The organism is Arsenophonus nasoniae DSM 15247, assembly GCF_000429565.1.
GTDB lineage: Bacteria > Pseudomonadota > Gammaproteobacteria > Enterobacterales > Enterobacteriaceae > Arsenophonus > Arsenophonus nasoniae.
This window is the reverse complement of sequence record NZ_AUCC01000004.1, coordinates 71,439-96,840: the sequence shown is the minus strand read 5'-3', so window position 1 is coordinate 96,840 and position 25,402 is coordinate 71,439. Positions and strand designations below refer to the sequence as shown.

The 25,402-nt window shown below is 32.3% G+C and carries 26 protein-coding genes, 1 pseudogene and 1 other annotated feature; of the genes and pseudogenes, 12 read left to right on the top strand and 15 right to left on the bottom strand.

Annotated elements, in window-relative coordinates; all coding sequences use genetic code 11:
- Positions 1–40: 40 nt before the first annotated feature.
- Positions 41–253: pseudogene (locus G468_RS25230) on the bottom strand (transposase zinc-binding domain-containing protein); the annotation flags it as partial.
- A gap of 91 nt (positions 254–344) precedes the next feature.
- On the opposite strand from G468_RS25230, the gene G468_RS19445 reads away from it, so the two are divergent.
- Together G468_RS19445 and G468_RS0101965 are read left to right on the top strand one after the other, a co-directional pair.
- Positions 345–881, top strand: coding sequence for a DmsC/YnfH family molybdoenzyme membrane anchor subunit (locus G468_RS19445; protein ID WP_051296910.1), 537 nt, complete (start codon positions 345–347; stop codon positions 879–881).
- 121 nt (positions 882–1,002) lie between these two features.
- Positions 1,003–1,599 (top strand): molecular chaperone TorD family protein, encoded by a 597-nt coding sequence (locus tag G468_RS0101965; protein WP_026821673.1) that lies wholly within the window; start codon positions 1,003–1,005, stop codon positions 1,597–1,599.
- Between the two features lie 53 nt (positions 1,600–1,652).
- On the opposite strand, the gene G468_RS0101960 is transcribed toward G468_RS0101965, so the two are convergent.
- From G468_RS0101960 to G468_RS0101930, 7 genes are all read right to left on the bottom strand, one after another.
- Entirely contained in the window at positions 1,653–2,198 is a 546-nt protein-coding gene (locus tag G468_RS0101960; RefSeq protein ID WP_034249174.1) for a DUF924 family protein, read from the bottom strand.
- A gap of 435 nt (positions 2,199–2,633) precedes the next feature.
- Positions 2,634–2,948 carry a PsiF family protein gene (locus G468_RS0101955; RefSeq protein ID WP_026821671.1) on the bottom strand — a complete coding sequence of 105 codons (315 nt, stop codon included), beginning with the start codon at positions 2,946–2,948 and terminating at the stop codon, positions 2,634–2,636.
- Between the two features lie 224 nt (positions 2,949–3,172).
- A complete protein-coding gene (locus G468_RS0101950; protein WP_026821670.1) occupies positions 3,173–3,985 on the bottom strand; it encodes a hypothetical protein in 813 nt (270 codons plus the stop codon).
- A gap of 79 nt (positions 3,986–4,064) precedes the next feature.
- A complete protein-coding gene (locus tag G468_RS0101945) occupies positions 4,065–4,628 on the bottom strand; it encodes a chorismate mutase (RefSeq protein ID WP_034249173.1) in 564 nt (187 codons plus the stop codon).
- Between the two features lie 84 nt (positions 4,629–4,712).
- A complete protein-coding gene (locus tag G468_RS19440) occupies positions 4,713–5,450 on the bottom strand; it encodes a DJ-1/PfpI family protein (RefSeq protein ID WP_051296909.1) in 738 nt (245 codons plus the stop codon).
- A gap of 269 nt (positions 5,451–5,719) precedes the next feature.
- Complete coding sequence (locus tag G468_RS0101935) at positions 5,720–7,675, bottom strand: trypsin-like serine peptidase (RefSeq protein ID WP_026821668.1); 1,956 nt, start codon at positions 7,673–7,675, stop codon at positions 5,720–5,722.
- 525 nt (positions 7,676–8,200) lie between these two features.
- Entirely contained in the window at positions 8,201–8,500 is a 300-nt protein-coding gene (locus tag G468_RS0101930) for a phage holin family protein (RefSeq protein ID WP_026821667.1), read from the bottom strand.
- A 431-nt stretch (positions 8,501–8,931) separates the two neighbouring features.
- On the opposite strand from G468_RS0101930, the gene G468_RS0101925 reads away from it, so the two are divergent.
- Together G468_RS0101925 and thiD are read left to right on the top strand one after the other, a co-directional pair.
- Entirely contained in the window at positions 8,932–9,327 is a 396-nt protein-coding gene (locus G468_RS0101925) for a winged helix-turn-helix domain-containing protein (protein WP_026821666.1), read from the top strand.
- Positions 9,328–10,854: 1,527 nt separating this feature from the next.
- Positions 10,855–11,652 (top strand): bifunctional hydroxymethylpyrimidine kinase/phosphomethylpyrimidine kinase, encoded by a 798-nt coding sequence (gene thiD, locus G468_RS0101920; protein ID WP_026821665.1) that lies wholly within the window; start codon positions 10,855–10,857, stop codon positions 11,650–11,652.
- Positions 11,653–11,919: 267 nt separating this feature from the next.
- Here the strand turns inward: thiD and G468_RS0101915 are convergent, their stop codons facing one another.
- The 3 genes from G468_RS0101915 to hxpB all read right to left on the bottom strand — a co-directional run bounded on the left by G468_RS0101915 (position 11,920) and on the right by hxpB (position 14,893).
- Positions 11,920–13,284 carry an L-cystine transporter gene (locus G468_RS0101915; protein WP_026821664.1) on the bottom strand — a complete coding sequence of 455 codons (1,365 nt, stop codon included), beginning with the start codon at positions 13,282–13,284 and terminating at the stop codon, positions 11,920–11,922.
- 162 nt (positions 13,285–13,446) lie between these two features.
- On the bottom strand, positions 13,447–14,040 hold the full coding sequence (locus G468_RS0101910) for a metal-dependent hydrolase (RefSeq protein ID WP_026821663.1): 594 nt from the start codon (positions 14,038–14,040) through the stop codon (positions 13,447–13,449).
- A gap of 187 nt (positions 14,041–14,227) precedes the next feature.
- Complete coding sequence (hxpB, locus tag G468_RS0101905; RefSeq protein ID WP_026821662.1) at positions 14,228–14,893, bottom strand: hexitol phosphatase HxpB; 666 nt, start codon at positions 14,891–14,893, stop codon at positions 14,228–14,230.
- A gap of 177 nt (positions 14,894–15,070) precedes the next feature.
- Here hxpB and G468_RS0101900 point away from each other — a divergent pair, with 177 nt between their 5' ends.
- Positions 15,071–15,610 (top strand): YniB family protein, encoded by a 540-nt coding sequence (locus tag G468_RS0101900; RefSeq protein ID WP_026821661.1) that lies wholly within the window; start codon positions 15,071–15,073, stop codon positions 15,608–15,610.
- 489 nt (positions 15,611–16,099) lie between these two features.
- On the opposite strand, the gene G468_RS0101895 is transcribed toward G468_RS0101900, so the two are convergent.
- Genes G468_RS0101895 through G468_RS0101880 form a run of 4 tightly spaced genes read right to left on the bottom strand, consistent with a single transcriptional unit; the run spans position 16,100 to position 19,648 of the window.
- Positions 16,100–16,963 (bottom strand): metal ABC transporter permease, encoded by an 864-nt coding sequence (locus tag G468_RS0101895; protein WP_026821660.1) that lies wholly within the window; start codon positions 16,961–16,963, stop codon positions 16,100–16,102.
- On the bottom strand, positions 16,956–17,846 hold the full coding sequence (locus G468_RS0101890) for a metal ABC transporter permease (protein ID WP_026821659.1): 891 nt from the start codon (positions 17,844–17,846) through the stop codon (positions 16,956–16,958). The genes G468_RS0101895 and G468_RS0101890 overlap by 8 nt, the downstream gene beginning before the upstream one ends.
- A gap of 3 nt (positions 17,847–17,849) precedes the next feature.
- Positions 17,850–18,734 (bottom strand): manganese/iron ABC transporter ATP-binding protein, encoded by an 885-nt coding sequence (locus G468_RS0101885; RefSeq protein ID WP_026821658.1) that lies wholly within the window; start codon positions 18,732–18,734, stop codon positions 17,850–17,852.
- Positions 18,735–18,736: 2 nt separating this feature from the next.
- Positions 18,737–19,648 (bottom strand): metal ABC transporter substrate-binding protein, encoded by a 912-nt coding sequence (locus tag G468_RS0101880; protein WP_026821657.1) that lies wholly within the window; start codon positions 19,646–19,648, stop codon positions 18,737–18,739.
- A 215-nt stretch (positions 19,649–19,863) separates the two neighbouring features.
- Here G468_RS0101880 and G468_RS0101875 point away from each other — a divergent pair, with 215 nt between their 5' ends.
- The 7 genes from G468_RS0101875 (at position 19,864) to pheS (ending at position 25,395) form a co-directional block, all read left to right on the top strand.
- Positions 19,864–20,550 (top strand): transglycosylase SLT domain-containing protein, encoded by a 687-nt coding sequence (locus tag G468_RS0101875; protein ID WP_026821656.1) that lies wholly within the window; start codon positions 19,864–19,866, stop codon positions 20,548–20,550.
- 413 nt (positions 20,551–20,963) lie between these two features.
- On the top strand, positions 20,964–22,886 hold the full coding sequence (gene thrS / locus G468_RS0101870) for a threonine--tRNA ligase (RefSeq protein WP_026821655.1): 1,923 nt from the start codon (positions 20,964–20,966) through the stop codon (positions 22,884–22,886).
- Between the two features lie 3 nt (positions 22,887–22,889).
- A complete protein-coding gene (gene infC / locus G468_RS0101865) occupies positions 22,890–23,429 on the top strand; it encodes a translation initiation factor IF-3 (RefSeq protein WP_026821654.1) in 540 nt (179 codons plus the stop codon).
- Between the two features lie 91 nt (positions 23,430–23,520).
- The gene (gene rpmI / locus G468_RS0101860; RefSeq protein ID WP_026821653.1) at positions 23,521–23,718 is read left to right on the top strand and encodes a 50S ribosomal protein L35; all 198 of its coding nucleotides are present in this window, start codon (positions 23,521–23,523) and stop codon (positions 23,716–23,718) included.
- A gap of 56 nt (positions 23,719–23,774) precedes the next feature.
- Entirely contained in the window at positions 23,775–24,131 is a 357-nt protein-coding gene (gene rplT, locus G468_RS0101855; RefSeq protein ID WP_026821652.1) for a 50S ribosomal protein L20, read from the top strand.
- 45 nt (positions 24,132–24,176) lie between these two features.
- Complete coding sequence (pheM, locus tag G468_RS25225) at positions 24,177–24,272, top strand: pheST operon leader peptide PheM (RefSeq protein WP_135677616.1); 96 nt, start codon at positions 24,177–24,179, stop codon at positions 24,270–24,272.
- Positions 24,224–24,346: a sequence feature (Phe leader region), on the top strand. It overlaps the preceding gene by 49 nt.
- Before the next feature lie 65 nt (positions 24,347–24,411).
- Positions 24,412–25,395, top strand: coding sequence for a phenylalanine--tRNA ligase subunit alpha (pheS, locus tag G468_RS0101850; RefSeq protein ID WP_026821651.1), 984 nt, complete (start codon positions 24,412–24,414; stop codon positions 25,393–25,395).
- Positions 25,396–25,402: the final 7 nt, after the last annotated feature.

Below are 25,402 nucleotides of genomic sequence, written 5' to 3'. Positions count from 1 at the left end.
AATACCAAGTGGATCAGTTTTAGATGATCGTTAGTGGATCAGTTTTGCATGATCGGTGACAACAAAAGAAGCGTGAATGAGAGCATTCAGGTGAAGAACAGCAATAACGGCGAACGCCCATAGCGCAGGTGCTGCAGGCGAGCATCTTTTCGACAGAGAGTAGTTGCCATTCATCTATGTGATTATTTTCGATGAAAAGGTTCCATCCGTCATCGTATTGAAATAGCAGTTTTGCAGGTCTGGGGATGTACATAGAGCAGAGTATAAAAGACGAGAAGGGAATTGCCTAGAAATAGAGCGCCTTTGCCGCGATGCTCACGCCAAAGGCGTGCTTATGTTCACCGATGAGCAATGAAGCTTTTTTTAGCGGTATTTTTATGGCGTTGGCATTTGGTACGGTAGTTTTTTCTTTTTTTGAAAAATTTACTAAATTGAAGCAAATTTGTAATTTAGCTGGGATTATTGCCGGCTTAGTCTTTGTTTGGTCGATTCCACAAGTTTATTATATTGATACAGTAGCTAATTGGAACACACATTATACTGCATTACAAATGTGGATGACTTGTTTTATCGGAGGTGGTGCATTAGCGACTTTAATTGGTGCGCATAAATTAGGGGCATTGTTTTTTATTATTGGCGCACTGGTTATTTTGGCTACTAAAGCCGATTATATTAGTTTACTTAATACAAAGGCGATTGATCAGACTGGGTTTTGGGGAATACAGTTAGTCATACTTGGTTTATCGTTATTTGTAATGGCAGCTGTGGTATTAAAAAATAATATCCCGCAGACGACTTTAGTTGCATGTACAGTTATTATTTTTGTAGCAGAACTTTCCGGCCGTATTGCATTTTATAATTTATGGGAAATCACTATGTAAGATATGTTTTATTATTTACTCTGCAAAATTTCCTTGCAGAGTAAATTTCTTTCTCTATTACTTAATTAATTGATTTTAATCCTAATTAATTGCTTGTTTTTTCGCTGGAAAATAAAAATTTATGTTATTAAATACTTCCATTTTACGTATTCTTGGGGCATGTTTTTATTATTCACCTGATTCACCTTCAGTAAAATCATTAATTCCTTTAATGCCTTTTTTGGTTGAATTATTTCCATGGCCAGATAGTCAGAAAATTAAGAAATTAACAAAAGAAATAGCAAAGCAAGATTTTAAATTATTATATTATGATTTTTCTATTTTATTTGAAGGGCAGGGTAATGTGCCAGCACCCCCATGGGGGTCCGTTTATTTAGATCCAGAAAAAATTGTAATGAGAATTTCAACTCAAGCCTATCAACAATTTCTATCTTTACATTCTATAGCTGTAGAAAGTGATCAGAATGAACCAACAGATCAGTTTGGACTTATGTTATTGGCAGCAGTTTATTTATTAGAAAGAAATAAAAAAATTATAGCAATTGAATTAATAGAGCAGCATTTATTACCGTGGGCATATCGCTATTTATCTTTAATACAAATGACAAAGTTAGAACATACTTTTTATCGAAATCTAGCGGCTATTTCAGAGGAATATTTAAAAACAATTGAACAACAACTTAATTTAATAGCGCCCAAAAGACAATTGTTTCATTAATCCCAAAAGTAGAGTATATGTTGAAAATATATACTCTATTTTTTATTTATAAACTAAAAACTTGAGCCCGCTTTTTTTAAAAATGATATTTCTTCAGGCGTAGAAATTCTATTAAGAATTTCATTTCTATGTGGGTAGCGGCCAAAATGGTCAATAATTTCTTTATGCCGCATTTCAAATTCGAGTGTTATTTTATCATTTAATGCAGTAAAAAGTGGTATTGCTAGTTGATGAATAAAAGGTGATTCTGAATGCATAAAAGGCATTAAAATGAATTTTCGTTGTGTTATTGGTAATTTCGCATAATCTGGTTGTTTAATTGCTTCTTGAGCTAACGTTAGCGCCATATTATCTTGTGAAAATGCTTTTTCTGTATCACGCCAAATATTACGAGAAAACTGATCAAGCACGATAATTTCAGCTAATCTACCTTTTATTGAACAGCGCCAATGAGCAAGTTCACCACGGATCGCTTTTTCAGTTGTTAGTTTAAATCTATCCCGAATGATAGCGTCAAATTGGGGTTTTTTTTCGAACCATTGTTTATTGGTAGATTCTTTAAACCAGAAATCAAAAACTTCTTGCCATTCATTATGCATTATATTTATCTCTTTAGGTTAGCAACTTTACCGCTGGAAACCATCTATAATTCTGAATAGGTAAAAATGGAATGAAGATGAAAATATAATATAGCCACTTTATAAGAAAAATTCTGTTAAATGAAGCAAATTATTATATAAAATTACTTGATATATAATGATACTGTGATCTTATATTTTTTATTAGTATGGATAAAATGAATAAGGTTATTATTTTAAATTATATTAAACTTAAAAAGTAACCTGTTTAAAATATTAATTATTATTTTTTATATGTTAAGTATGTCAGTTTTTGATAAATAATGTTCTATCTTATTTTTGTTAAATATTTAATGTGGTAATTACAATTTAAATTATTTAATTAAAAAAATAAACACTATTCTAGCAGTGGAAAATAAGGCCACTAAAAGAAAATGGCCTTATTTATATATTAAATTAATCACGTAGGCATTTACTCATAAATATTTTTCGTTCACCTTCTTTAAATTTTATTTTGCCAGCTTCGGCATTACACTTTATCATTTTCTCGTTTTGAGAGTTATTTTTTTTAGAAGGTTTACTGCTAAGACAAGATTGCATAAAGGATTTTCTTTTTTGACCCTCTAATGATTTTTTCTTTGCTTGAATATTGCAATCCTTCATTTTAATTTGTTGGGATGACATAGTTTTTTTCGTCGTTTTTTCTGCAGCTAAAACAGGGTTTACTAATAAAACGCCGATTATTGTAATAAACAATATTTTCAATTTCATAATAGAACTCCGAATTTGCAAGATATCATTACAACAATAGCAGTAAATCATGATTTGTGGAGAAAATAATTATTAAATAGTTAGAATAATTTTTTCTATAAGGTAATTTCTGCTATTTACAAGGTTAAATTACCTTGCTTCTTTTGTTCGTATAGGCTGGAGAATTGGCAGATATGCTAGTTATGTAATTTAAAATTTAGCTACCTGTATATTTAACTGCTTGACTAATCATTTTTAAATTCATTTATTACTGATTCGGCTATATAGAGTGACTTGATTTCCGTTAGCACATCACATTCTCTAGCTAATTCCTCAACATTACTATTTTTATTTCTTATTAGATAGTTGTCATAAAAGAGATTAACTTCTTTAAGTTGAATATATAAAGTATCATTTTTGGGATCGTTCCCAGTAAAAGATTCCTCACATAGGGTAAGTGCACAGCGTGCATTTGCTATTGCAAATATTGTATCTTGTGGCAAATTCTTTGTTTTTAACTCATCGACAGTGGAATAATATTCTGTGTTATTTTTATCAGCGGGTGGTTCAACCTTTTCATAGGCTAATTGGTGAGCAAAATTATATAAACAACAATACCAGACATAATTTCTATTTTTTTCCGTAATTTTTTGCAATTGTTGATCATCTGATGATAATAAACATAAATTAGAGTTAAAAAATTTATTATTATTTTCAAATATTTCTTGAGAAAGACCAAAACTTTCCCAATCAGTATCGCCATATTTTATAGCAACCATACCAAATTTTACTTTTAGTATTTGTAATTCTTTTATAAAAGTGTGGTTAATATTTTTATGTGATTTGATGTGTTTATCATGTAAATTTTCAATTTCATTAATTAACCCCATAATTTCACTGTTAAAGTCTATTTTTTGTTTCAATGGTATATCGTTAGAATTGGTAATTATTTCATCAAATTCTAATAATTGATTATTAAAATTGTCGGTATTATATTCGTTATCGTTTAGTTGCTCAGATGAATATACTGGAACAGTAGTTAGTGGTGATATACGCATGCTAATTTTTCTCAAGAATATAAATTAACTAAATAGAAAATTTTGCTAATTACTCGATGATTTTCGTTAGTTAGCGTTTTTATTTTTTTAAAGATATTTGTTTGAGTGATGAACAGATTATTTTTTTATCAGTGTCTTTAAGATTATGCAGTTGGATTTTATTTATATATAAACAGATCGGATTTTTTATTTGGCCATTCTTTTTTAATTCCTTAGCAATTAATTGTAAGATGTCATCACTTAATTTACTGATTTTTAAGCGAATATCTGCCAGGTCATCATATTGAGTTATGTTTTCCGGCATGGATAGCCAATCTGCCTTATAACGATACTGAATTGCTTTAGCTGCATTTATTTGGGATATCATAAAAGGCTCTATTGATTTTTTATCCAAGCCTAAAGTTTCTGCTTTATTAATAGAGTTTCTAATAACTTTATTTTCTTGGGTGCGATCTTCTACCGAAAGGTGTTTTTCAAATTTATACTTAGCAACATATTTCATGTAAGAGAGACGTTGCTCAATAAGAGCAGCGATTTTTTGGTATTGATGAGCTGTAGCTGTAAAAGAGATGAAAAAAAGCGTAGATAAAGAATACTTCAATATAACTGCACAGGGTTTATGGCGCTTAAGGTTATTAATCATAATGCATCCGGATGCTTATATTGTCAAAATAACCTGAATGTATCAATAAATTAAATAATATTCAACATTATTAAATATATTAATTTAATTATCCATAAAGTCTTTTTTTCTTTCAATGGTACGTTTAAGTATTTCTAGATAATCGGGTGTTTCTGTTTCAAACGATATTTTAATGTTATCACACGCTATTTTAACTATTTCAGGTTCGGCTGTTTGTGGATTTCCTGATTGAAAGGGAGGTTGAGGATCATATTGGGTAAGTAGTTGCATTACCTTGGCATCAGTTTCTGATTTTATTATTGATAATATGTGTAGCCCAAAATCAATACCAGCGGTTACGCCTCCGCCTGTAATTCTATTTCTATCAATGGTAATCCGTTCGTTAGAAACAGTCGCACCTAACTTAGCAAGAAACTCATTACAGCTCCAGTGTGTTGATGATTCATAGTTATCTAAAAGATTTACTGCGGCTAAAAACAAAGAGCCATTACATACACTAGTAATATACTTAGCACGTTGTCCAACCTTATGGATCCATTTTAACATTTTTATATCTTTAAGTGCGGGAAATGGATTATGTGAACCGGTAATGCACAATATATCGACAGCATCTAATTCATCAAATGTTATTGTAGGTGTGAGGGGCAGACAATTAATTTCTGTCGAGATAGGTTGTTTATTATGCCAAACATATTCTATAGTAAACCCTTGATTTTGTAATAGTGTGACAGGTCCTACAATATCTAATGGTGTCATTCCAGGGAAAAGCACAAATGCAAAAATTAAATCTTTTTTCTCGCTAGTAATTTTTTCTTTATTCATCTTATGACCTATTTAATTCCATAAAAAGTTAAATGCCAAGTTACTATTATGATGTGGTTAACTTATTTTTTACTATTAATCTTAAATAGTTTGTTTTATCAATAGCAAAAATATGATTCAGTGATATTAATAATCGCTTTTTTGACGATTGAAATTGATCGAATATCTAATGTTAAATATTATGGTTTATTATAGAAATAATTATTAGTAATACCTTTTTATTAAAAAGAGTATTACTATTTATCTATTATTTTCGTAATATTATTAAATTATCCGTTGATTGTAATATCTAATAGAATATTTTTACATAAACGATCTGTAGAACCACTTTCATCACTGCCATGGAGCGCAATAATACCTTTAAATGTTCCTTTACCAATTAAATGCAGATTATCTTCGGGGTAATAACAGACTCTTAAATATGATGGTCCTTTAAAGTCATAATTACATTTTACATTAATTCTGCTTGGAGTAGAGATCAAAGGGTAAGGCTCACTTGCGGTTACTGATTTAATCCGATATGCCTGGAAAGTAACTAGCTCTTTTTCACCTTTTGCATTAATGACTTGTGTTTTTAGAATTGAGTAACCATCACTAATTTCACCAACATTTTCTGGTCCTTGCCCATGGCGTAGAGTATAAAATGATAAATTAGGATTGGTTTCGGTAAATGGGTGTAGAATAGTATTAGCTTGCTTGGCATCAAAAATTAATGGCATGCAATCTGCATTGTTAACATCAAAGGGTATTTCGAAGACATCGTAGTTATAGCTTAAGATGCGAGTAATGTAATTGTTAACAATTTCTCCATCTCGTTCTATTCGAGCAACAAACCAGCTTTTAATAACCGTGTCTTGTAGATGTTGATAAGGAATAAATCTCAGCGTTACTTCACCAATTAACGCAGGATCATTAAGATGGCTTACCTGGTGATTAGACATAATTGCCAAGACTTTATATTTTACTGGCATAGTTTTTCTGGTTGTAAGATCCAATCCAGCCATTTCGACAATAGAGTAGCCATCATGGTTTTCAACAAGAATGGTATCAAAAGGAATCAATTGTTCTTTATCACCTAATATCACTTTAATTTCAGCATTATCGACCGGAGTAGCTTCAATATTATGTGACACAATATTATCTTGTGCTTTGATATGAATATTACTATCAGAAATAAAATCTTTAAGTTTATCGATAAGGTATGGTGATGAAATGCCATGTTGGGTAAATAAAAATCGCCCCCATAAAATTCCTAATATATTGTGTGTTTCGCGACCAATTAGAGGGGAGCCTGAGGATCCTGGTTCCATATCTCCTAGAATGAATAAATCACCATACTCTGGCTGAGGGGTTATTGATGCAAAAGGATGCATAGAACTTACCAGCCGTGCACTAATTTGTAACGGTTTTGCTCCACCATGTTGCGGAATATAGATATTTTCTCGCTCATTATTTATGGTTTCTTGAAGCTTTAGACCACCAAATAAAGTTTTAACGTGAGCATTTTGATAATCAAAATCTGTGATAGTAAATAAGGCATAATCCTCAACCCCACCAATTTCTTTGCCGTAGGTTAATACCTTATCGATATCAAAATGGATAATATCAGTAATCGGTGATGAAAAGTCGTTAGTAATATTGTGCCAGTTAACCCACATTTCACTGGATTTTATCGCTTCTGGATCAATTTGACTATTGGCGCCTAAAGCGACATGGCGATTTGTTAATACGTGATTAGCCGAACCTATAAATGAGCAACTTCCACCATAACCATTAAATGCAGCAAAATGGACAGCGCGAACTGGATTAAAAAAAGGTGTATTTTTATACCACATGTAAGGTTGCCGCCCATCATGACTATCTTCAACAATTTGCGTTAGATCTTGGGGAAGGGCTTCATAATAAGTAAGCTCTGCTATTTGATTTTTATTATAGTGATAATTTTTGGGTAAAATAACTTTGATATCGATACAATTATTATAAAAAGTTACATCCAGTGTAGCGCCATTATTTAGTGGAAAGATACGTGTATGTTGTCTCTTACGATCAGTAATTTCTATGTATGAACCAGATGGCATATTAGCCAAACTAAACACTAATCTTATAAATTGAACATTAACTTCTTCAATAACAAAAGTTCTAATTAAGGAGCTTTGGTTATCTTGCATAAAGTTATGATTGACATGTATTATTTTACTATTATCGGCATATTTTTTTATATTCATCTTTTCCTGCTTTTGTCTAATTTACTACTTGTTAATATGATCCAAAAAGTGATTAAGGATCTTAATGTGTTATCAGAATAAAATGAAAATAATTTTACTTAATATTATTAAAGATACAAAAATAAATTTTTTATATTAAAAATGTTATTCTTTATTATATCTTTTTTGCTTATTATTTTTAATAAATGAATATAACAGATTTTATAATTTATGATTTATAAAATATTTTTAATAAAAAGGAGAACTAATATTAACAACTACAATTCCTCTCTATTATTTAAATGCATAAATTTAATAATAAACATATAATATAATATAATATAATAAAGTTAACATTGTATTCAAATAATATTATCTATTTAGTAAATAAGCTGTGAATATAATATTTTCTTTATCAGAATGATAGAATTAATATCACTAAAAGTAGAATGATATTTCAAAACTACCCTTAGTGGTAATTATAGTGAAAAGAGAGCATAGCTAGTTATAATTGAGTGTTTATAATTATGGCAGTTAAAAAGTAAATTATTTTTTATCAATCTTTAAATTGAAGACTTTTTGGTATAGTAATTTTAATACTGTACCACCCATGGATCCAAGTAAGCCTGCAACCACTAGTGCAATATAGTCACTAGAGCCATATTCCATTGCTAATAAGCCTCCAATAAATCCAGTAAAGCAAGATATAATCATTTCAAACATCATTGCTATCCATCGTCGTTTTGATCTCTTTTTTTCCGTATTTAGTATATATCTAGTAGCACCTCCCCATGCAGAAAACAAACCTATAAGACACCATATAAGAACATCATTTTCTTTAGGCATATGGGTATAACCCCCAAATTCTAGATTTACTTTTTAAAGGATTTCATTGAAACAAAAATAAGACAAATATTAAACTTTATTGTTACAATCATTATGATTACCATAATGCTACGTTCATTATTTTATAAATATACTATTTGGAAAGATATAATTAATTTTTTTTTAATAAAAGAGATAAAGATGACTTTAAAATTTTCCATAATTAGTAATAATATTTAGATACTATTAGGAACTAAAATTCATTAAATGAAATAAAATTTATGTTAATTAAACCTGTTATTGCTGTAAAATGAATTTAGTTAATTTAGTCTTTAAAAAACTATTATCAAAATTTTGAACATTAGCTCAATAAAAAAGTATAGTTTTGTATTCTTTATTGATATAAGTATAACTATATTAGTTTATTTATATTTTATCAGGAGGAGGAAGCTATGAAGTCGTATATAGTTATCAATAGCGTTGGTAGGACGGTTGAAGTCGAAGATGAAGTTGTAAAATTAACCCCTAAAGAATTTCTTATGCTTGAAGTTATCCTCAATTTTTCTCATGACAAGGATACGATGGATTTAGAACATCTTATTCAATATGTGTGGATGGATAGATATAGGAGTATTACAGCAAATAATGTAAGCCAATTGTTTTCTAGAGTACGAAAAAAACTTTACAATGTCAGTGGTTATCTAGATTTGAAAAGAATGCCAAACGGTATGATTTGTGCAATTATAAAAGATGGTACAGAAATATTATGGAATGAAAAACCTCCTAAACGATATCTTCTTATTACTCATATCTACAATTATTTAAAAAATTTACAAATTAAATTATAATTTATCTAAAATTAAAATAGTAGAATCTTATAGTATATAATTCAAATCGCCTTATTGCACCAGGGAAATCACGGTAGCTCAAATGTATGTAACATTGATTATATTTTGTTTTTATTAAAAACACAAACGTTAAATAAAATTTGAAAATTATATCATTATGTTAATTAGATGTTCGTTATTTATATATGCAATTTGGAAAAATAGCCATTATTTTTCAAGTTTGAGATTTATTAAGTATTTTTAGTGTAAATCTTTTTTTAAAATATTAAATTGTACTAACAATGAATTAAATCAATTATCAAATTCCATTGTTAATTTTATCAAATAATTTAACTAAAATCATAAAATTATTAATGCGAAATTTAAGATTAAAGTTATAATTATCGACTAATAATCTAGTCAATATGATTATAGTTTTTTAGTTATATTTTTTAGATAGTGAAAATAATTATTATTTACTAATTTTCAAGTGAGTTATTTCACCATGAAATGAATTACTAAAGTTAAATATTTATTGTGTCTGAAGTGCTTATGATACTTTGTTATGTATAGCAAATATTTTAGCTATATTTCCCAACCGCTAAATTATTCAAAGGATAAATAATAAAAAATTTTTACAATAAAATTAGTTCAATATTAAATTGCTATGAGGGTTTGGCTATTTCAATCAAATGGCATTTGTATTAACAACAAGATTACTGCAGCTCTTTTTTCTGCTTTTATAAAATAATTTTTAAATGAAATTATTTTCTTTTTTTTTAAAATTAAGCTTGATTGTGAAAATGATCGATTACGAAATTCATATCAGGTTTTAATAAGCTATTTAATATTCAATTTGATTTAATAAAATGTATAATAAATACTATTTTTATGCACCAGAATAATTTTTTATACTTTTTAATCATATTTTAGTTATAAATAGTTTTTGTTAATAAATATTAAATTTCCAATTTATTATGTATAATATTCTATATGAGTTTTATATTGAAATTAATGAAAATAAAAATTCTTATATAATTTATTATATTTTAAGCTTGAAGTATAATATGATCTAATGATGTTGTTATTTTTTTGTTTATAAAATTGATTTTATAGTCATTTGATAGATAAATGAGGCTATGATAAATAAATAAGTTGTTGTGAAATATTATTATTAAGTTAAAGTAAAATAATAACATGTGATATCGATTTGTTTTATTTATAGCAGATAATTGTTATTGATAGATAAATTGTTTAATTTTATAAACTATAATAAATTAAATTTTAAATCTAAAGGCTACTCTAGCTAAGTAATAATATTATGTTTGAGCTTTATTAAGATTATTTTATTAAAATAAAAAATTAATAAAAGATATATAATGAGAATAGTTTTTATTACATATCTAATGTTAAATAAAATAGCTAAATTGGCTAGTAAAAGCAGTATATTCATTTGCTCTGATATAAAATAACTATTGGTTTAATTTAATAAGTCAAGTAAGGTAGCGTAAATTATTCTGATTACTACATGAAATATTAGGAAAATTTATGATTTATAATTCGTTATCAATTGCAGGAACTGATCCAACGGGTGGTGCAGGTATTCATGCTGATTTGAAAGTTTTTTCAGCATTAGGAAATTATGGTGCAGCTGTGATAACAGCATTAGTCGCGCAAAATACTTGCTCAGTACAGTCAATTCATAATCTTCCAGGCGAAATTATCGCTTCACAGCTTGAATCAGTATTAACAGACGTTCGCATTGATAGTGTGAAAATTGGTATGTTATCAAATACTACAAATATATGCATAGTAGCGGCCGCATTACAAAAATATTCATTATCTTTTACTGTACTTGATACCGTTATGCTAGCAAAAAGTGGGGCACCATTATTAAATCCTGATGCGATCGATAGTCTTATAAATGTTTTGTTACCTAAAGTGTCTCTTATCACGCCGAATTTGCCGGAGGCTGCTGTACTTCTTAACTGCACTGTGGCTAAAAGTGAACAAGAGATGATATCTCAGGGAAGAAAACTATTATCATTTGGTTGCCCGGCTGTGCTTATGAAAGGTGGACATCTTAATAATAAAGAAAGCCCAGATTGGCTTATTACGCATAGTGGTGAATGGCGATATTCATTACCTAAAGTAAAAACACAACATACTCATGGTACCGGTTGTACATTATCTGCCGCATTAGCTGCACAGCGGCCTTATTTTAATAATTGGCATGATACTATTGTTGCAGCTAAAAATTATGTGCAAAATACTTTGAAACATGCCAATAGATTAAATGTTGGGAAAGGTACTGGGCCTGTGCACCATTTTTACACCTGGTGGTAATTTATCTTATAGTAAAAAGATAGTTAGTAATACTATAACTGTGAAAATAGGATGTTTATTTATTTAATAATATCCATTATTAATTATCTAATGTTTCTAAAATGAAAATTATTAATTGAAGTAATAATTGTTTAATTTTCAAACTAATTTTTATTTTCTATAGTATTTAATAATATAAGTCATTTATTCAGTAAAATTGATTAGAAGTTTAAAGTCCTAAATAGATTTCTAATAGGACTTTTGAATAGAGATTATAAGTTTAAAATATTATTTATTGAAAATGCGTTTATCTGTTTGATGCATAAATTGGCTAGTAATTGTTCCCGCAACCATTGAGCCATTAACATTTAATGCTGTTCTTCCCATATCGATCAATGGTTCAATTGAGATAAGTAACGCGACTAAAGTAATGGGTAATCCCATTGCTGGTAAAACCATTAATGCAGCGAAAGTTGCACCTCCACCTACGCCGGCAACTCCTGCAGAACTAATAGTTACAATACCAACCAGAGAAGCGATCCATATAGGATCCAGCGGATTGATCCCAACCGTTGGGGCGACCATTACAGCCAGCATGGCAGGGTAAATGCCTGCACAGCCATTTTGACCAATTGTTGTACCGAAGGATGCTGAAAAATTAGCGATTGATTCAGGAATACCTAATTGTTGAGTTTGTGTTTCAACGTTTAATGCAATACTGCCAGCACTAGAACGACTGGTAAATGCGAAAATTAATACTGGAATAACTTTTTTAAAAAATTTTATTGGATTAATGCCAGTGAAAGAAAGAAGTATACCATGGATAATAAACATTAAAGATAATGCTAAATAGGAAGCAATAACAAAACTACCCAGTTTAATAATATCTTGCAGGTTTGAATTAGCTACGACTTTAATCATTAACGCCATTACTCCATATGGTGTAAGCCGTATAACTAACCGAACTAGCTTCATGATCCAGGATTGAAAAATATCAATCGCGGATAAAATTTTTTCACCTTTTTCTGGATTACTTTTGGCTAATTGAAGCGCTGCTATACCTAAAAAGGTAGAAAATATAACGACGCTAATAATAGATGTTGGATTAGCACCTGTCAGATCAGCAAAAGGGTTTTTAGGAATAAATGATAATATTAACTCAGGTATTGTTAAATCAGAAACCTTTTTAATATAGTTATTTTCTATAATCTCAAGTTGAAGCGTTTCATGACTTGTTTGTACTAGGCCTTCTGCAGTTAAGCCAAACCAGGATGTAACAGCAATCCCAATCAGAGCGGCAATAGCTGTAGTAAAAAGAAGGATCCCAATCGTAAAAAAACTGATTTTCCCTAATGAAGATGTTTGATTTAAGCGTGCTATAGCATTAAGTATCGAAGCAAATACCAACGGCATGATAACCATTTGAAGTAATTTGATATAACCATTGCCTATAATGTTGAACCATGATAATGAATCATGCACTATTTGATTATTTGTACCATATACTAAATGTAAAATAACACCAAAAATGGTACCGATAATAAGACCAACAAAGACTTTTTTTGATAGACTCCATCCATTTGCACTTACTTTGGCCAAAAAAAGCAATAATATAGTAAAGATAAGTAGATTTAGAATTACGGGGAAATTCATACCTTCTCTCCAGCTCCGATTTATTGTTATAGGTATAAGATTTTTTGTCATTGGTGAAGTAAGATGATAAAAAACTCCCAATGAAAATCATTTTCCCTTATATACTATCAGTAATAAAAATTATTTTGTTATAACTAAATGCAATTTCTTATTCATAATGTTTCAAGGCGAATGTAATGAAATTAAATCGTTTAGTTCATTAACTACATATGTAATAACGTTTTTTTTCGTTTCTTGCAATATAGGTTGTAGTGGTAATTGATAATTTGATGGAATTAATATCGCACAAATAGCTAATAAGATGGCGATAGAATGCTCCGCTCTTTGATTAGAATTATTACCTAAGATGGGAAAACAGAAAGGAATTTTTAATGGCCATAAGAAAGGTATCCCTTTTACTGTTAACATATCTCCAACTAAGTGACTAAAATAACCTAATAAAAACGCTTGAACTAGCGCATCAGAAAGCCAGTAACTATTGGGAAGTTGAGTGGACAATAACATAATGAGCAACCATGCGAGTAAACTATGGGTAAAACCACGGTGGCCACATAAACGACAAATTGGAACAGAAATAAAACGAAATAAACGCCCAAGATGAGATGATGGATGATCTATATCGGGTAGCAGAGCGCCAAGTAATGCACCGGCTAATAAATGAAGCCAATCACCATATGCAAACTCGGGTGTAATTGCTAGTTTATGCACAAGTATTAATGATGATACTGAAAAAAGCAGATGCCCGGTGGCAGTCATAGCATATAATATCCAACTGTTTATTTATACAGTTTGCAAAGTATAATAGTTTTGGCTTGGTTTGAGTAGTGTAATCGAAAAAAATATCTTATTTATTAAATAATAAGAGTAATTTTTTGTAAGAAAAATGATAATGCATAGGTTTGGCAGTATACTGATGCATCAAATTACTGCCAATCATTAAAATTTAAACGATATGCTTAATTGCTAATTCAGTCAGGTTGGTGAGCTTGAAGTCTGCTAATGTCCACCGTGGATCAGTAAAGTAATCTTTTGGTGGTACAACGATACTACGCATACGTGCAGCTTTAACAGCAATCATGCCATGGAAAGAGTCTTCAAACGCAACACAATAAGTTGGTTCAATATCTAGCAGTTTCGCTGCTTGTAAGTAAACTTCTGGGTGGGGTTTACTGTAGGGTAATGGCGTTGCTGATACTACGGCTGAAAAGTAATCGCGAATATTAAACATAGTGAGTACTTTTTCTAGCATGTGCTTTGGTGAAGCTGACGCTAAACCAATTTTTAAATTATGATCTTGGCATAGTTGAAGTGCATGTTTAACACCTGGTAATAAAGGTCGTTGTTCTTCTATAAGTTCAATAACACGTTTAACAATTTTTTGTTCGACCTCTTCTAATGAGGTTCCTTGCCAAGGAGCAGCTGAGTACCATAGTTGTACAACTTGATCGATACGTAATCCTAGTGTATCTGGAAGTTGATTGGCAATTGAGGTATTAACGCCAAGTTTACTAAGAATTTCTTTTTCTGCTTGGCTCCAAAGGGGTTCAGAATTAATCAATAACCCATCCATATCAAAAATAGCAGCTTTGATAGACAGCTTATGAGACATTAAAAGCACTCCTATATTCATGATTTGTTGATTAATTCTATCAACTTAAAATAAAGAAATCTTTTAATATAGATAGGTGAAAGCTAATTTTGATTAATGATAAAATAACTTTTAAATATTTTTGATAACATTTTGTCATTTAGTATAAACGTAATATAAAAAATATGAGGAGTTTGAATGAGTTATCAAACAGCATTTTATATCGCTATTGGAAAGCGTGTTTTAGGGTGGATAATTTTTTCATTAGCACTGGTGTCTACAGTAGTTTCTTTAGTCTTACTAGCAGAAAAGCAAGGTTTGCAGGGAGATGGCTTAAATGCTGTAGCCAATGATTTTATTAAAATTATGTCTCATATCATACGACAAAATACAGCCTTTTTAGATTTTTTTTGGCATAACTCACCAATTCCCAGTACTCATATGGGGTTTTCGACAGCTAATTTTGCTTTTATTTTGTTATTTTTCTTAATGTTTGTTGGACAAGCTTTGAGTGCTTCAGGTAACAGAATGAATCGTCAATTGAAATTTATTAAAGAAAGTATTGAAGATCACCTAATTTTCGAAAGAGCAAAAGGTGTGGAAGTATCAAAAGAAGATATAGAAGCCAAAATTACTATTCCTCGTCATACTATTTTCCAGCAGTTTTTTATTCTGTATATGTTACCGCTTATAATAGGAGGAATACTTTACTTTATGATGAATATCTTAGGTTGGTAGTTTTCTTATATTATAATCAATTGGAAAATAATTTTATTGAACAGTAGCAAGAAGATTATCAATAATGGCTTAACTAGTAATAAAACTATTATTACGGATATTTATTATAGCAAATTTAACAAATGATAGCGTTGATATATCAATTGGCGCTTATCACAGCCTACAGGGAAAGGTAAACTACTTTACTAACCAGGTTTGAGATAATGCCATTTAATTAATTTTTTAATATCAATTAATTACAATATTTAGTTCGTTATGATTAATGGATATATAGCTTTTTTAATTTAGCTTTAGTAAAGAATTTTTTGATGGAAAATATTAATTTGAATAATGAATTATTACCTATTTTTGTTCTAGTTATTCACGATTAATTTAAATTTTTAAACTCCTTCTATGATGGTTTGTAGTAAATAAATAATCTTTGTAAGAAAATTCAGGGTTATCATCTGTAATAGATAAATAATCCTAACTTTACTAATTATTTTTTACTTAAGAGCGAATTGAAATTTTATTGCAAGCAGAACGTTTTTTTATTTTACTAATATAGTTGTAGATTAATGCAGCTATAAAATAAATTGCTTGAGTTAATACAATACAAGGCCCAGTTGCTGCATCAATATGAAAACTCAAAATAGTGCCTATTAAAGAGGATGTAGTCGAAGCAATAACCGCAATAATTAGCATTCGATTGAAATTTTGGCATAGTGTAAAAGCAATAATACCAGGAGAAATAAGCATGGCAATGACTAAAATAATTCCTACCGCTTGTAAAGATGCAACAATAGTGAGGGCCAATAAAGAGAGTAATCCATAATGTAAAAGTTTAACGGGTAAACCAATAACTTTTGCCTGGTTGGGATCAAAACAATAGAGCATAAAGTCTTTGCGCTTTAATAGGATAATCGCGATAGTAAAACCTGAAATCCAAAGTGTTTGTTTAAATTCTGCCGCAGTAATGCCAAGAATATTACCAAAAAGAATATGAGTAAGATGTTGGTCTGTGTCGATACGTGCAAATAGTACTAATCCAAAGGCAAACATACCGGAAAAAACAATTCCCATAACAGTATCTTCTTTTACACGGCTATTTTCTTTTAGATATCCAGTTGCAAATGCACAAAAAATTCCTGACGCAAAAGCACCAATTGATAAAGGAATACCAACAACAAAGGCGATAACAATACCGGGTAATACTGCATGAGAAATAGCATCACCCATTAAAGACCAACCTTTAAGTATTAAAAAACAGGACAAAATAGCGCACACAGTTCCGGTTACAAGGGCAGTAATGATGGCCTTTTGCATAAATGGAAAAATAAAAGGTGTTATTAATAATTCTATGAAATCATTCATTGTTGCTCACCTCTTGTTCTACCTGTTTGAGGTGTAGAATTTCTTGACGTGCTTTTTGGCGGGAAGCAAATAGACCATATTTAGGTGCAAAAAAGAAGGCAAAAAGAAAAATTAGCGTTTGTAAGGTAACAATTATTCCACCTGTCGCACCATTAATAAAATAACTGATATAAGCACCAAGCGCACTGGAGGTAAATCCGATTAGTACGGCAATAATAAGTAACCGTTTGAATTGATCCGTAAGTAAATAAGCCGTTGCGCCAGGTGTAATAACCATTGCGATGACAAGTATAGCTCCCACTGTCTGTAAAGCAGCCACCGTACATGCACTTAATAGGGTAAAAAAGATAATTTTTAGTTTTAGCGGATTTAGTCCAATAGAGCGGGCATGATTTTCATCGAAGAATACGACAAGTAAATCTTTCCATATAAACATAAGTATAATAAAAGAAATAGCAATAATAATTTCAACTTGCAGTACATCTTCATCTGCAATACCTAAAATATTGCCAAAGATAATGGTTTGTACATTAACTGAAGTCGGATTTAGAGAAAGGATTAACAACCCGCTGGCGAAGAATGTGGAAAAAATAAAACCAATTATTGCGTCTTCTTTCAGGCTTGAAATATGGCGTACTAAGGTCATAGAGAGTGCGGCCAGAATACCGGTAAAAAAAGCCCCTACAGAGTAGGGAAATCCAAGTGCATATGCGCCTGCCACACCAGGAACAACTGAATGGGAAAGAGCATCGCCCATTAACGACCATCCCTTTAACATTAGATAAGCAGAGAGAAAAGCGCAGACTGCTCCAACGATAGCACTGACCCAGATTGCTTTGAACATATAGTTATATTCAAAGGGTTGAAGTAATAGATCAAACATGATTTATTTCTCCGGTTGCTTTTTAATGACGGATGTTTGTTCATGGTGGCCATAAAAAACAGCGGCTCTTTCATCATCAGTAATAACAGTTAATGAACGAGGATCATCATCATCGTGAAGTTCTGCACCAGAGAGATTAATATGCCGTAGTACACCGCCAAAGGCGAGTTGAAGATTCTTTTGGGTAAACGTTGTTTCAATTGGTCCACTAGCAAGTATAGTTCGGTTTACTAAAATAACTTGATCACAAAATTCAGGTACGCTTCCCAAGTTATGAGTAGAAACCAAAATTAAATAGCCATTGCTACGTAATGAGCGTAACAGCTCAATAATCGCATTTTCTGTTTTTACATCGACGCCGGTAAAAGGTTCATCAAGAAGTAATACTTTTCCTTCTTGAGCTAGTGCTCGAGCAAGAAAAACTCTTTTCTTTTGTCCACCAGAAAGCTCACCTATTTGTCGTTGTTCTAAACCTGTAAGATCAACACGCGCTAATGCATCAGCAACAATTTGTTTATCTTTTTGGCTTGGAATACGTAAAAACCCCATTTTACTGTAGCGACCCATCATCACAACATCGGAAACGAGAACCGGAAAATTCCAGTCAACTTCTTCAGTTTGTGGTACATATGCAATAATATTTTGTTTAAGTGCTGTTTTGATAGCAGCATTGTTTAATGTTACACGTCCTTTTGTTGGTGTCACTAAACCCATTATTGTTTTAAATAGCGTTGATTTGCCACTGCCATTGATGCCTACTAGCGCGCAAATTGATCCACCAGTTATATTGAAGCTGGCATCATAAATCGCTGTATGCCCGTTACTATATGTAACGGTCGCATTATCAACAATTAAGTTAGGTTTTTCGTAAAAAATATTATTACTCATTATTATTGACCAAAACCTTTTGCAATAGTATCAACGGTAGTTTTTAATAATTCTATATATGTTGGGACTGGGCCATCAGAAGTAGAAAGAGAGTCAACATAGAGTACACCACCATATTGCGCCCCGGTTTCTCGACTTACTTGTTTCGCTGGTTTATCAGAAACGGTACTTTCGCTAAACACGACTGGAATATGGTATTTTTTTACAATATCAATAACTTTACGAACTTGTTGCGGCGAACCTTGTTCTTCTGCATTAATTGGCCACAAATAAGCTTCTTTAAAACCATAATCTTTAGCGAGATAACTAAAAGCACCTTCGCTAGTAACTAACCAGCGTTTTTGCTGTGGGATTTGTGCCAATCTTTGCCGTAGCGGTGCATCAATTTTGCTAATTTCACTAGCATATATTTTCGCATTTTGGTTATAAATATCTGCATTTTTAGGGTCATATTTTACCAGTGCTGCTCGAATATTTTCAATATAGATCAATGCATTTTGGGCAGACATCCAGGCATGAGGATTAGGATTACCTTGATATTCACCTTCTCGAATAGGCATCGGTTTTATTCCTTTAGTCACAGTAACGGCAGGAATATGTTTGAAGTTTTCAAAAAAACGATTAAACCATGTTTCAAGTCCTAAACCATTCCATAAAATTAAATCAGCATTATGCGCTTTTAAAATGTCTTTAGGAGTTGGTTGATATTCATGAATTTCTGCCCCCGGTTTGGTAATTGATTGAACAGTGGCCGCATTACCGGCGACATTTTGCGCTATATCTTGAATAATAGTAAAAGTAGTGACAACGGTAAATTTTTTTGCGTATGCGATTGGATTAAAAAGAACAAGAATAGCGATTATTATTAAACCAGTAAAAGTATGCTTAGATGAAAGGTTGGATCTTTTATACATAAATATTTCCCGGTAATAAAGTAGTAAATTGCACTTTAATGAGAATGATTATCAACTATATATGAAAGATGTCAATATGATCAATTATTGTAATTGTAATGTAGATAACAGATATGAGAGCCTCTTCACAACTAAACGCTAAAGGGGGTAATTTTTATTTTTATCTTATTAGGCTATGCTAAATAGGATCAAGCCAATTAGAAGGTTGGTATAAGGTGAAATTTAAATGTTGTGGCATCATATTTATTTTTTTATTAATCGGCTGCTCAAACAAACAATCTAATAGCCCAAAAACAGTTTATCAGAATGAGTATCTACGTTATTTCATGGAGGAACAAACTGAAAGTGTCCCGTTAAAGACGCCTTATGATGTTGCAATTAGACAAGCGGCGCAACGCTATACTATTGATGAAAACTTAATTAGAGCCATTATTAAAGTGGAGTCTAACTTTCGTGTTAATGCAGTGAGTAAATCCAATGCGATAGGTTTAATGCAAGTTAAGGCTTCTACTGCTGGTCGTGATGCATATCGGTTACAAGGCAAAGCGGGGCAACCTACCACGAGTCAGCTTAAAGATCCGGTTATTAATATTGATGTGGGAACAGCCTATATACGTTTTATTCAAGATAATCATTTATTCGGTATTCATGACCCTAAAGTACTTTATTATGCAACTGTGGCTGCTTATGTTAATGGTGCTGGCGCGTTATTACGCATTTTTGATAATAATCGTCATGTTGCGATCGATAAAATTAATAAGCTGTCAGCAGAAGAGTTTTATCAACATATTCAAACAAAACACCCAAATGCACAAGCACCGCGTTATCTTTGGAAAATTAAAAATGCATACAATTCCATAGCTATGATAGATTATTTATTGATTTATATTGAGAAAAAATGACAATGGTTTTCATTATAATCTATTTTTACTAAAAATCACGGCGTTACTGATACGAAAAATTTTAGTAATGGACTAATCTAGTTTTTTATTGCTATTTAGCTGTATAATAAAGAATAAATTTAAATTAGCTTAATTTATCGAAATTTAACTAGCTGACAATTAATTTGTCACTGGTTTTTTAGTATTTTATTCTTATTATCCAAGATTTAATCTATTAATTAGACCTTCATGGTGGTAATATGCGCCGCTAAGTTAATGCAAGTACGTATTCCTTTTGCCCAATTTTGGCTGTTTTATCGCGTACATCACTTACAAGGTGAAGTAAGAAATTGCTTTAACTCACATTTAATAAAAATATATTTCTATACATGTGATCTTGCGTATGGGTCACCACTGTAAATTAAGGATTTTAAATGCCAGTTATTACTCTTCCTGACGGAAGTCAACGTCAATATGAGCATGCTGTTTCAGTAATGGATATTGCAAATGATATTGGCTCAGGCCTTGCAAAAGCCTGTATAGCCGGTCGTGTTAATGGTGAACTTGTTGATGCGAATGATCAGATTAATAAGGATGCTCAATTAGCCATTATTACGAGTAAAGATCTTGAGGGCTTAGAGATTATCCGTCACTCATGCGCACATTTACTCGGTCATGCGATTAAACAATTATGGCCAACGACTAAAATGGCAATTGGGCCTATCATTGAAAATGGTTTTTATTATGACGTTGATCTGGAACACGCTTTAACTCAGGAAGATTTAGAAAAACTTGAGCAACGGATGCACGAACTTGCTGAAAAGAACTATGATGTTATCAAAAAGCGGGTTAGTTGGCAGGAAGCAAGGGATACGTTTGTTGCTCGAGGTGAGGATTATAAAGTTAAAATTTTGGATGAAAATATTAATAAAGATGATCATCCTAGACTTTATTATCATGAAGAATATATTGATATGTGTCGTGGGCCGCATGTTCCTAATATGCGTTTTTGTCATTACTTCAAATTACAAAAAGTGGCTGGTGCCTATTGGCGCGGTAATAGCGACAATAAAATGCTACAACGGATCTATGGAACAGCTTGGGCCAATAAAAAACAGTTAGCTGCTTATTTATTACGTTTAGAAGAAGCAGCCAAGCGAGATCATCGTAAGATAGGAAAACAACTTGATCTTTATCATATGCAGGAAGAAGCTCCAGGTATGGCGTTTTGGCATAATGATGGTTGGGTAATATTTCGTGAATTGGAAACTTTTATCCGTACTAAATTGAATGAATATCGATACCAGGAAGTAAAAGGTCCATTGATGATGGATCGCATTCTTTGGGAAAAAACAGGTCACTGGGAAAACTATAAAGAAAACATGTTTACCACATCATCGGAAAATCGAGAATATTGTATAAAACCGATGAATTGCCCAGGCCATGTTCAGATATTTAATCAAGGTTTGAAATCTTATCGTGATTTGCCATTACGTATGGCAGAGTTTGGCAGTTGTCACCGTAATGAGCCATCAGGCGCTTTACATGGCTTGATGCGTGTACGTGGTTTTACCCAAGATGATGCGCATATTTTTTGTACTGAGGATCAGATTTTAACTGAAGTAAAAAGTTGCATTAAAATGATTTATCATGTTTATGCAACCTTTGGTTTTGAAAAAATTGCGGTTAAGTTGTCAACCCGGCCAGAAAAACGGATAGGTACTGATGCGCAATGGGATCGTGCAGAAAGCGATCTTGCTAAGGCATTAGGCGATATTGAATTTGATTATCAACCCGGTGAAGGTGCATTTTATGGGCCTAAAATAGAGTTTACTCTGTATGATTGTTTGGATCGGGCTTGGCAATGTGGTACTGTACAGCTCGATTTCTCATTACCGAGTCGTTTAGGTGCTTCCTATGTAGATGAAAATAATGAACGTCAGGTGCCGGTGATGATTCATCGCGCTGTTTTAGGATCACTTGAACGTTTTATTGGGATTTTAACCGAGCAGTATGCGGGTTTCTTCCCAACCTGGTTAGCACCCTTACAAATTGTTATAATAAATATCACGGATGCACAAGCTGATTTTGTACAAAAAGTAGTAAAAAAATTGAGTAATTTTGGTATTCGTGTAAAAGCAGACTTGAGAAACGAGAAGATAGGCTTTAAAATCCGTGAGCATACTTTGCGTCGTGTTCCTTATATGTTAGTTTGTGGTGATAAAGAAGTTGAATCGAATCAGGTATCTGTTCGAACCCGTGATGGGAAGGATTTAGGAACATTTGACGTCACAGAATTTGCAGAAAGAGTGCTTGATGAAATTCGCACTCGTCGTATTTATCAACTGGAGGAATAAGGTATTAAAGGCGGAAAAAGAATTCAAATGGCGCGCCCGAATCGTATTAATACGGAGATTCGTGCTTCTGAAGTTCGTTTAACTGGTTTAGATGGTGAGCAGATTGGTATTATCAGTCTAAAAGAAGCTCTTGAAAAAGCCGAGGAAGCTGGTGTTGATTTAGTCGAAATCAGTCCAAATGCCGAGCCGCCGGTTTGCCGTATCATGGATTACGGCAAGTTCCTCTATGAGAAGAGTAAATCGCTCAAAGAGCAGAAAAAGAAGCAAAGAGTTATTCAGGTAAAGGAAATTAAATTCCGACCTGGTACAGATGAAGGTGATTATCAGGTCAAACTACGCAACCTGATTCGCTTTCTGGAAGATGGTGATAAAGCCAAAATCACGTTACGGTTTCGTGGTCGTGAAATGGCGCACCAACAAATCGGTATTGATATGCTTAATCGTATCAAAAACGATTTGGATGATATGTCAGTCGTCGAATCTTTTCCAAGCAAGATCGAAGGCCGTCAGATGATCATGGTGCTTGCACCGAAAAAGAAATAGTTAGGCAACCAAGTAATAGTGTTCTATTTAGATGGAAAACTATTCGCCTAGCTAGTTAGTTATAATTAACAATGCGAAGTGGATATTTAAAATGCCAAAGATTAAAACAGTACGTGGTGCGGCAAAACGTTTTAAAAAAACTGCCAGTGGTGGTTTTAAGCGTAAGCATGCTAACCTTCGTCATATTCTGACTAAAAAGTCAACTAAGCGTAAGCGTCATTTACGACCAAAGACCATGGTTTCTAAAGGTGATCTGGGTTTGGTAGTGGCTTGTTTGCCATACGCATAAGTTTGAGTTTTTAGTTTAAGATTATCGAATTTGATTCGAAGTGATAGGAGAAATGTATGGCTCGCGTAAAACGTGGTGTAATAGCCCGCGCACGTCACAAAAAAATATTAAAGCAAGCGAAAGGTTACTATGGTGCCCGTTCGCGTGTTTATCGTGTTGCTTTCCAGGCAGTAATTAAAGCTGGTCAGTATGCTTATCGTGACCGTCGTCAGCGTAAGCGTCAGTTCCGTCAATTATGGATCGCACGTATTAACGCCGCTGCTCGTCAGAATGGTTTGTCTTATAGTCGTTTCATTAATGGCCTGAAAAAAGCCTCAATTGAGATTGACCGTAAGATCTTATCTGACATTGCTGTTTTTGATAAAGTTGCATTTGCAGCATTAGTCGAGAAAGCAAAAAGCGCGTTAGCTTAAATCTGTTAAATTAAGAGGGGCTTAGCTCCCTCTTTTTTATTATCGATGAACCGATATATTATAAATAAGAGTTATTTTATGAATAGCTGCTTGAAGATGAAAATTGTTTTTTTTCGTTTCTTTTTTTATTTTAGCACCTAAAATTTGGGGCTTTCGCGTATTTAAGAAAAGAAACGAAAAACTGCGATAAGCCTCCAAATGGAGGCTTTTTTGTTAGTAATTGCTAAAAAAATTTATTTTCAACAATGATTAGGCCAAAGGGTCGTAAGAAGAGGGAACAATGCCACATCTCGTCGAGTTGGTTGCGCAAGCAAAAGCAGCCATAGAAAAAGCTCAGGATGTTGCTGCGTTGGATTCAATGCGTGTTGAGTTTTTAGGTAAAAAAGGCCATTTAACACTACAGATGTCAACGTTGCGTGATCTACCTGCAGAAGAACGCCCTGCAGCAGGAGCCGTTATTAATCAAGCAAAACAAGAAGTTCAGCATTCATTGAATATGCGTAAAGAGCAGTTAGAAAATGTGTTATTGAATGCTCGATTAGCGGCAGAGAAAATCGATATTTCATTACCAGGTCGCCAAACTGAAAATGGTAGTCTTCATCCAGTAACCCGTACCATTGATCGTATTGAAGAATTCTTTGGCGAACTTGGTTTTACTGTTGTTTCCGGTCCTGAAATAGAAGATGATTATCACAATTTTGATGCTTTAAATATCCCTGCCCACCATCCTGCTCGAGCTTCACATGATACTTTTTGGTTTGATACTACGCGTCTATTACGCACCCAAACTTCAGGTGTTCAAATTCGCACAATGAAAGGTAAACAACCACCGATTCGTATTATTGCCCCTGGTCGTGTGTACCGAAATGATTATGATCAAACTCATACGCCAATGTTCCACCAAACAGAAGGCTTGATTGTTGATAAAAATATTAGTTTTACCAATTTAAAAGGTACACTACATGACTTTTTAAATCATTTTTTTGAAGAAAAAACCCGGGTTCGTTTTCGACCATCCTATTTTCCATTCACTGAACCTTCAGCTGAAGTCGATGTAATGGGTAAAAATGGTAAATGGTTAGAAGTGTTAGGTTGTGGCATGGTACATCCAAATGTATTACGCAATGTTGGTATTGATCCTGACTTATATTCTGGTTTTGCCTTTGGGATGGGAATGGAGCGCTTAACGATGTTACGGTATGGTGTGACCGATTTACGTGCTTTTTTTGAAAATGATCTTCGTTTTCTTAAACAATTTAGATAAGGCAGGA